Genomic DNA, 7,993 nt, shown 5'->3' on the forward strand with positions numbered 1-7,993 from the left:
GAAGGTGCCCGAGGCGCGGCGGGCTCCAGGTGGGTGAGCAGCGCGGCCGGCAGGAGTGCCACGGCGCGGACGCCGCCGTAGGGGGAGCGGGTGTCCACGGACACGCTGAACCCGTAGCGCCGGGCGAGGACCCCGACGACGGCGAAGCCGAACCGGGGCGGGTCGCCGAGGCGGGTGACGTCCACGGCACGGGCTCCGTCGAGCAGCCGGCCGGCGCTCTCGACGGCGTGGGCGTCCATGCCGACGCCGGCGTCGTCGACGATGACGCAGGCACCGTTGTGCACGGTCTGCACGGTGACCTCGACGGTGGTGTCGGGCTGCGAGTGGCGGGCGGCGTTGTCGAGCAGTTCGGCGAGGGCGAGGACGACGGGTTCCACGGCGCGGCTCTCGACCGCGATGTCGACCTGGCCGTTGACCCGGATCCGCCGGTAGTCGCGGATGCGGGAGGTGGCGCCGCGGACGACGTCGATCAGCGGGGAGGTGGCGCGCTGGCGGCCCGGCCAGGATCCGCACAGGACGGCGATGGCCTGGGCGCGGCGGCCGAACTGGGCGTTGGTGTGGTCGACCTCCAGCAGGTCGCGCAGGACGTCGGGGTCGTCGTGCCGGTCCTGCATCTCGGCGATGGAGATCTGCTGTTCGTTGGCGAGTGCCTGGAGGGAGCGCATCGACGCCTGGAGGGCGGCCTTGGCGGAGCGGTCGGCTCGGGAGCGGGCGTGGTCGACGGCGACGGAGAACAGGGCGAGGACCCGCTCCAGGTGTTTGCCGTACTCGGTGGCGGCGATCCGGGCGTCGCGCGGTCCGATGCCGGGGACGTCCTGGCCGGGGTGGTCGGCGAGGGCGGGCAGCCGGACCGAGACCAGATGGCGCAGCTCCTCCTCACGCGCCCGGACCTCGCGGACCAGGTCGGCGTTCCGTCTGCGCTGCCGCGCGGTGATCCCGTGCTGGCGCAGCAGGAGCACGGCGGTGGCGAGCAGGGCCGCGGCCAGGCCCCAGGTCACCGCCTGCGGTATCTGATCGGTCATGAAAGTCCACGAGTCCTTACGTCCTCAAGTCCCGGAACGTCCTCAGGTCCCGGACGGTGAACGCGGGTTGACGGAGCGCCCGACGTTAGTGATGCGGCCCCGGCGTGTCTTCCCGTGGCGCGCAGGGAAGTTGTCACAGGGCGCACGAGTGGCGCAAGGGGTGTGAAGAGGCCGGTGACCTTCCCTTCCGCATGATCGACCGACCGCACGGCACGGCAATCGCTTGCCGCGTTAGGGTGCCCCGACGGCCTGATCGGACTCCGAATCGTCTTTGATCATGCATCAGTTGAAGCTTTCGCGGTCAGGAATCGTATGAGACCGCAAGGAAGCCGTCGGGATCGATGAACGGGAGGAGTGGCGTTGCCCGCGGGAAGCTATGCCGTCGACGCGCTGAACACCGAGGAGCTTCAGCCGCGGGAGCGGGCCGACTTCTGGACCGAGCACATCGGCACGTACCACTCCCGGATGGGCTTCAGATACGCCCGCGCGGAGAACTTCCACGGGCGGACGGTCAGGCAGCGCACCGACACGTATCAACTGGTCAAGTACCGCTCGGACCGGATCGAGTACAGCCGGACCCCGCACCAGGTGCGGCAGGACCCGGACGAGGACTACCGGCTGCTGCTGCCGCTGGGCGGGGAGATCGTACTGCGGCAGGACGGCGAGGAGGCGCGGCTGACGCCGGGCACCGGGGCGCTGGTCTCCTTCGCGTCGCCGTTCCAGTGTCTGCAGAGCGACGCCGTCGACGCGTTCATCCTCACCGTTCCCGCCCGTGAGGTGAACGGCCGGCTGGGCTGCCGGGCGCCGGTGTCGGCCGGGCTGGACCTGACCCGCGGGCTGGGGCGGATCGTGGGCGGGATGCTGACCGCCCTGCACGAGGAGCGGGAGCATCTGACCGACCCCGAGTTCGACGCCGTCTCCGACCGGCTGGTGGAGCTGGTGTGCATGCTGGCCGCCGGGGACGACCGCCCCGATGTGCCGGGGCAGTTGGGCGAGGTGGAGGCGATGGTCCGCCGCTATGTGCGCGACCACGTGGCCGACCCGGGGCTCACGGGGACGACGGTGGCGCGTGCGCTCGGCTGGTCGCTGCGGCAGATACAGCTCGCGTTGCAGCAGGCGGGGACCACGCCCCGTGAGCTGATCCGCGAGGAGCGGCTGCGGCTGGTGCGGGACCGGTTGCTGTGCGCGGAGTGCGAGCACCAGTCGATCACGGACCTGGCCTATTCCGCCGGTTTCTCCTCCGCGAGCGCCCTCAGCACGGCCTTCCGGCGGCGCTACGGGGTGAGCCCGAGGGAGATGCGGCAGAACCCGCGCTGACCGTGCGGCGGTGGGGCGGCCCGGCGAGCGGCCTTTTGAAGGTTCTCGGACCGTCCGGTGACAGGTCACTCACAAGCCACACGGCACGGACACGGAATGGGCGGGATGTCGGACGTCTCCCGTCAGATGTCCGGATTCCGGGGTTGCGGAACTTGGCCGAGATTGCCCGTAAGTGGCCCATACAGTTTCCGGGTTTGTTCGCCGATGACCGGACCGGGACGTGTGAGGTACGTCTCACCACGCGCCCGGTCCGTCGACGGGTGTCCGGCCACCGAGCGGAGCCCGGCCCGTCACCTACGGCCGCTGTCCCGGGAACGCGCCCGCGCCGAGCCGCTCGAAGCGCTCCTGCACATTGGCGGCGAAGGCCTGCTGCTCGGGTCCGGCGAAGGCCTGCCCGGTCACGTTCATGGCGACCGTCAGCACACCGCTGATCGGCGCGCCGGGTGAGGTGCGCACGGGGGTGCACAGGAAGTCGAACTCCTGGGGCTGCGGGTAGTCGTACGTGCCGAGGTGCGCGCGGGAGAGGGTGGCCGCGCGGCCGCTGTGGAAGGCGTCGTCCATGGCGTTGAAGACGCCGACGGCGTCCAGGTGCGGCAGGGCGAGCCGGCCCGGGCTGAACTGCGGCACCATGCCGAAGGCCTGGCCCTGCTTGCCGTTGGCGTAGCGCAGCAGGTGGTTGGGCCCCTCGGTGAGCATGATCGGGAAGGGGGCGCCGTCGAACACCGCGAACAGCTCCTGCTGCTGGGCGAGCAGGCTGTCGCGCAGCTTGAAGTCGGCGAGCAGGGTCTCGGAGAGCTCCTGCATGGCCTCGCGTATCCGGCGGTCCCACTGGCGGGGCTCGAAGTCGGCGACACAGACGGTGCCGAGGATCATGCCGGTGTTGTCCCGCAGCGGGGTGCCGAGGTACGAGCGGACTCCCAGGTCGTTGACGAGGGGGTTGCCCTTGAACCTGGGGTAGTCGAAGACGTCGTCCAGGGCGAGCTGGGACCCCTGGGCGACCACGTGGGGGCAGAAGCCGTAGTCGCCGGGCGCCTCACGGGACAGTTCGCTCAGGTCGAAGGGGATGGCCGGGCTGTCCGGGCCGACCCTCTCACCGGGGGACGAGGTCGGGATGTACATGCCGCGGAACATCTGCCGCTCGTCGTTGATGAAGTTCACCATGGCCAGGGGCGAGCGGGTGAAGCTCGCGGCGAGCCGGGCCACCCGGTCGAAGGTGGCTTCCGCTTCCACGCTGTTGAGGCCGAGCACCTGCAGCCGTAGCCTGCGCTGTTCGCTCGCGCGGAGTGCCTGGTCGGATGAGGTCAGGGGATCCATACCGCAGATGAAAGCAGAATCTCGGACTCCACGGTTCACCACGGCCGTTAATTTCTGTCCCGGATGCCTCACAGACAACGGTGATCCCTCTAGGCTGACTTGATGGACAGCGCCACGGACGGCCCTGACGGACCCTCTGCCTCACGGGCCCCGCCCTGTCGGCCAACCCGGGAGCCTGTCCAAATTTCTCCAAGTTTCAACCTTCGGCGATCACTTCCCGCCAAACCTTGAACGACAATCGAGCGGAAACGATTTTGCGTACGACAATCGTGCGATGGTCCGGTTTTCGACGGTCGTGCGTGCGCTTCCGGCTGAACGAGAGGGTGTCGAGCGGTGGGGCGAGTGCGGTTCGGGCTGCGGACCCCCGGTCTCACATGTGGGCTGGAACACCCTTCCGCCCAAGACGTTTTCGCGCCAAGATCCACTGAGCGCACAGCGCCGCAGTACAGCATCCGGGACGGTCGGCCACCGTTCCGGTGAGGGACCTGTCGACGACAGGTTCCGGGGCCTGTCGTCGACAGGCCTGAGTGAGGGCGCCCTGCCCCGCTGATCCACGGGGGACCCGGTACGAGGACGTCCGGGTGGCCACTTCAGACTCGTGAACCTGAAACATGCTCAACATCCGCCGGACTCGGCGACCCCGGGGCCACGTGGAGGTCGAGCGCGCCATCACACAGGCACATCGACGCACAGGCGAAGGAGAGGTCCGTTGAAGAAGTCGGACGTGGACGCACGGTCCGTGGCAGTGATCGGCATGGCCTGCCGACTCCCGGGGGCCGCCGGGACCGACGAACTGTGGAAGCTGCTGCGCGACGGCGTGGACGCCACCAGCGAGACCCCACCGGAACGGTACGACGTGGACGCCCTGCACGATCCCCGGCCGGGCCCCGGCAAGCTGGCCAGCAGGCGGGCCGGGTACGTGGAGGCGGCGGAGTTCGACGCCGAGTTCTTCGGACTGTCCGCCACCGAGGCGGTGGAACTCGATCCGCAGCAGCGCCTGTTGCTGATGACCACCTGGGAGGCGCTGGAGGACGCGGGCCAGCGGCCGGACGTCCTGGCGGGCAGCCGTACCGGCGTCTTCGTGGGCAACGCCCGCGCCGACTACCTGGAGCGTGCCCTGCGGCTCGGCCCCGACGGGGTGACCGCCGCCCAGCTGCACAACTTCCGCTCGCTGCTGCCGGCCCGGCTCTCCCACTTCTTCGACCTCCGCGGCCCCAGCATGGTCGTGGACACGGCGTGCTCGTCCTCGCTGACCGCCGTGCACAGCGCCGTGCAGAGCCTGCGCGCCAAGGAGATCCCGCTCGCCGTGGTCGCCGGTGTGAACCTCAAACTCCGCCCCGACGAGGGCCAGGTGATGACCGCGGCCGGCGGCATGTCCGCCGACGGGCGCAGCAGGTTCGGTGACGCGAGCGCCGACGGGCACGCGCCCAGCGACGCCGTCGCCGTCGTCGTGCTGAAGCCCCTCGCCGACGCGGTCGCCGACGGGGACCGGATCCGCGCCGTCATCCAGGGCAGCGCCGTCGGCAACGACGGCGGCACCAGCGACTCGGTGCTCAACCCCTCCCTCACCGGTCAGCTCGACGTGCTGCGCTGGGCGTACGAGGACGCCGGGATCGACCCCGCCGACGTCGACTACGTCGAGGCGCACGGCTCCGGGTCCCCCGTGTTCGACCCGCTGGAGCTGACCGCGCTCGGCAAGGTGCTGGGCGAGGGGCGCCCGGCGGAACGGCCGCTGCTCGTCGGCTCGGTGAAGTCGAACATCGGTCACGCGGAGGCCGCGGGCGGACTGGCCGGGCTGATCAAGGCGGTGCTCTGCCTGGAGCACGGCGAGATCCCGGCCAGCCTCCATGTGGAGACCCCCAACCCCGCGGTCGCCTGGGACGAACTGCCGCTGGAGATCCCCCGCTCGCCGCGTCCCCTGGCCGACCTCGGCCGTCCCGCTGTCATGGGCATATCCGGTCAGGGGTCCTCCGCGCTCAACGCCCATGTCGTGCTGCGCCAGGCCGAGCCCGCCCGGGAGAGCTTCAAGGAACGACTCATGGCGGCGCTGTCGATCACCACCTATGTGCTCCCGCTCTCCGCGCGGACGCCCGCCGCGCTGGACGCGCTGGCCCGGTCGTACGCGGAGTACCTCGACACCGGCGGGGCGGGCGCCGGGTACTCGGTGCGGGACATCTGCTTCAGCGCCGCGCTGCGCCGCCGCCACCACGAGCACCGGATGGCGGTGTCCGGCGCCACGCACGCGGAGCTGGTGGCCGCGCTCACCGGGACGCCCGGCGCACACACCGCGCACTCCACCCGCGAGGTCGCCGACCGCTACCGCGCGGGCGAGGAGGTGGACTGGGAGAAGGAATTCAAGGAGTTCAAGAAGGGCGCCCGCTTCGTCCCCCTCCCCCACTACCCGTGGCAGACCAAGCGGTACTGGCCCGGTGAGAGCGCCCGCGGCGGCGGGGACCTGGAGAGCGACCTGTCGTCCTGGCTGCTGCGGGAGCACGCCCGCACCGGTTTCGACGACGGCTCCACCCTCACCGAGATCGGCATCGACTCGCTCGCCCGGCTCCGTATCGTGGTGGAGCTGACCAGGCGGTCCGGCCAGGAGGTCGACCCGGAGGAGTTCGGCCGCCTGCGTACGGTCGGCGAACTGCGCGAGTGGACCCGTGAGCTGGAGGCCGCGGCCCGATGAGTGCCCGTCCCGGGGTCGGCACGCCCGACCCGAACAAACCCGGCGGCCCGTCGGCGCCCGGGCAGAGCACCGACCCGCAGACCCTGTACGGCTGGTTCGCCCGCTCCGCCGAGGAGTTCGCGGACGAGGCCGCGCTGGAGGTCGGGGAGCAGCGGCTGACGTACGCCGAACTGCGGCGGCTCACCGAGGGGATCGCCGCCCGGCTGCTCACGGCGGCGGGGGGCGAGCGGCCCCGGCGGATCGGACTGCTGGCGAGCCGCTCGGTCGCCGCGTACGCCGGGTATCTCGCGATCCAGCGGGCGGGGGCCACCGTCGTCACCCTCAACCCGGAGCACCCGGCGGGCCGCACCGCCGGGATCGTCCGGGCGGCGGAGCTGGACCTGATCCTCACCGACACCGAGGACGCGGACCCCGGGGTGCCGCGGCTCGTCCTGGACGAGCCGGCGCTGGCGGAGATCGCCGCGGCGCCCCGTCCCGACGCGGAGTGGCCCCGTGTGGGCCCGGACGATCTGGCGTACATCATCTTCACCTCCGGTTCGACCGGGACGCCGAAGGGCGTGCCGATCACCCACCGGAACATCTCCGCCAACCTCGGTCATGTGGCGTCCCGGTACGGTGTCGGGCCCGGCAGCCGGATGTCTCAGACGTTCGAGCTGACCTTCGACGCCTCAGTGCACGATCTGTTCGTGGCCTGGGCGGGCGGGGCGACCCTGGTGGTGCCGGCCCGCAGTCAGCTGCTGTCACCGGTGAAGACCGTCAACGCCCTGCGGCTGACGCACTGGTTCTCGGTGCCCTCGCTCATCACCTTCGCCTCCCGCCTCGGCACCCTGAAGCCGGGCAGCATGCCCACCCTGCGGTGGACGATCTTCGGGGGCGAACCGCTGCCCCTGGCCGCGGCCCGCGAGTGGCGGGAGGCCGCCCCGAACAGCGAGCTCGACGTGCTGTACGGGCCGACGGAGCTGACCATCTCCTGCACCGGCTACCGCTTCCCCGCGAACCTCGCCGACTGGCCGCAGACCCCGAACGGCACGGCGCCGATCGGCCGGTGCTTCCCCACCCTGGACTTCCTGCTCCTGGACGAGGACGGCGAGCCCGCAGACACCGGGGAGCTGTGCATGCGCGGCCCGCAGCGCTTCCCCGGCTATCTCGATCCGGCGAACGACGCGGGCCGTTTCGTCCCCGCCGACGACGGCACGGACCCAAGCACGGGCACAAGCACCGGCACCGGCACCGGCACCGGCACCGGCAAGGTCACCGAGGCCGACTGGTACCGCACCGGCGACCGGGTCGCCCTGCGCGACGGGCAGCTGATCCACCTCGGGCGCACCGACCACCAGGTGAAGATCCGCGGTCATCGCATCGAACTCGGTGAGATCGAGGCGATGTTGCGGGAGCAGGACGGAGTCCGCGAGGCCGTCGTGCTCGCGGTGCCGGCCGCCGACGGCGAACCGGAGCTGGAGGCCGCCGTCAGCGGCACCCGCTGCGCCCCCGACCGACTGTTCGCCGGACTCGGCTCCCGGCTCCCTCCTTATATGCTGCCGCGCCGGATCACCGTCCTCGACGAACTGCCGCTCAACCCCAACGGCAAGATCGACCGCCGGGCCCTCCTCACCGAACTCACCCGCCCCCGCTGACCCTTCCCCGACCCCTTCCGACA

The 7,993-nt window shown here is 71.2% G+C and carries 5 protein-coding genes; 3 read left to right on the forward strand and 2 right to left on the reverse strand.

Features of this window, described 5'->3' with window-relative positions:
• Positions 1-1,022, reverse strand: a 1,022-nt coding sequence (locus AOK15_RS23200) for an ATP-binding protein (RefSeq protein ID WP_055519954.1), incomplete at its 3' end; no start/stop codon positions are given.
• Positions 1,023-1,376: 354 nt separating this feature from the next.
• Here AOK15_RS23200 and AOK15_RS23205 point away from each other — a divergent pair.
• Positions 1,377-2,339 (forward strand): AraC family transcriptional regulator, encoded by a 963-nt coding sequence (locus AOK15_RS23205; protein ID WP_478078813.1) that lies wholly within the window; start codon positions 1,377-1,379, stop codon positions 2,337-2,339.
• Between the two features lie 294 nt (positions 2,340-2,633).
• On the opposite strand, the gene AOK15_RS23210 is transcribed toward AOK15_RS23205, so the two are convergent.
• Positions 2,634-3,653 carry a GAF domain-containing protein gene (locus AOK15_RS23210; RefSeq protein ID WP_055519956.1) on the reverse strand — a complete coding sequence of 340 codons (1,020 nt, stop codon included), beginning with the start codon at positions 3,651-3,653 and terminating at the stop codon, positions 2,634-2,636.
• Positions 3,654-4,362: 709 nt separating this feature from the next.
• Here AOK15_RS23210 and AOK15_RS23215 point away from each other — a divergent pair.
• The gene (locus AOK15_RS23215; RefSeq protein ID WP_107099494.1) at positions 4,363-6,336 is read left to right on the forward strand and encodes a type I polyketide synthase; all 1,974 of its coding nucleotides are present in this window, start codon (positions 4,363-4,365) and stop codon (positions 6,334-6,336) included.
• Positions 6,333-7,970, forward strand: a complete 1,638-nt coding sequence (locus tag AOK15_RS23220; protein ID WP_079058642.1) for an amino acid adenylation domain-containing protein — start codon at positions 6,333-6,335, stop codon at positions 7,968-7,970. The genes AOK15_RS23215 and AOK15_RS23220 overlap by 4 nt, the downstream gene beginning before the upstream one ends.
• The last annotated feature ends 23 nt before the right edge of the window (positions 7,971-7,993 follow it).

Source organism: Streptomyces ossamyceticus (assembly GCF_001418475.1).
In the GTDB taxonomy this organism is placed as follows: domain Bacteria; phylum Actinomycetota; class Actinomycetes; order Streptomycetales; family Streptomycetaceae; genus Streptomyces; species Streptomyces ossamyceticus.

What these genes read in the sequence shown, in the direction of transcription:
- AOK15_RS23210 (WP_055519956.1), bottom strand. Translation starts at nt 3,653, where the DNA reads ATGGATCCCCTGACCTCATCCGACCAGGCACTCCGCGCGAGCGAACAG.
- AOK15_RS23220 (WP_079058642.1), top strand. Translation starts at nt 6,333, where the DNA reads ATGAGTGCCCGTCCCGGGGTCGGCACGCCCGACCCGAACAAACCCGGC.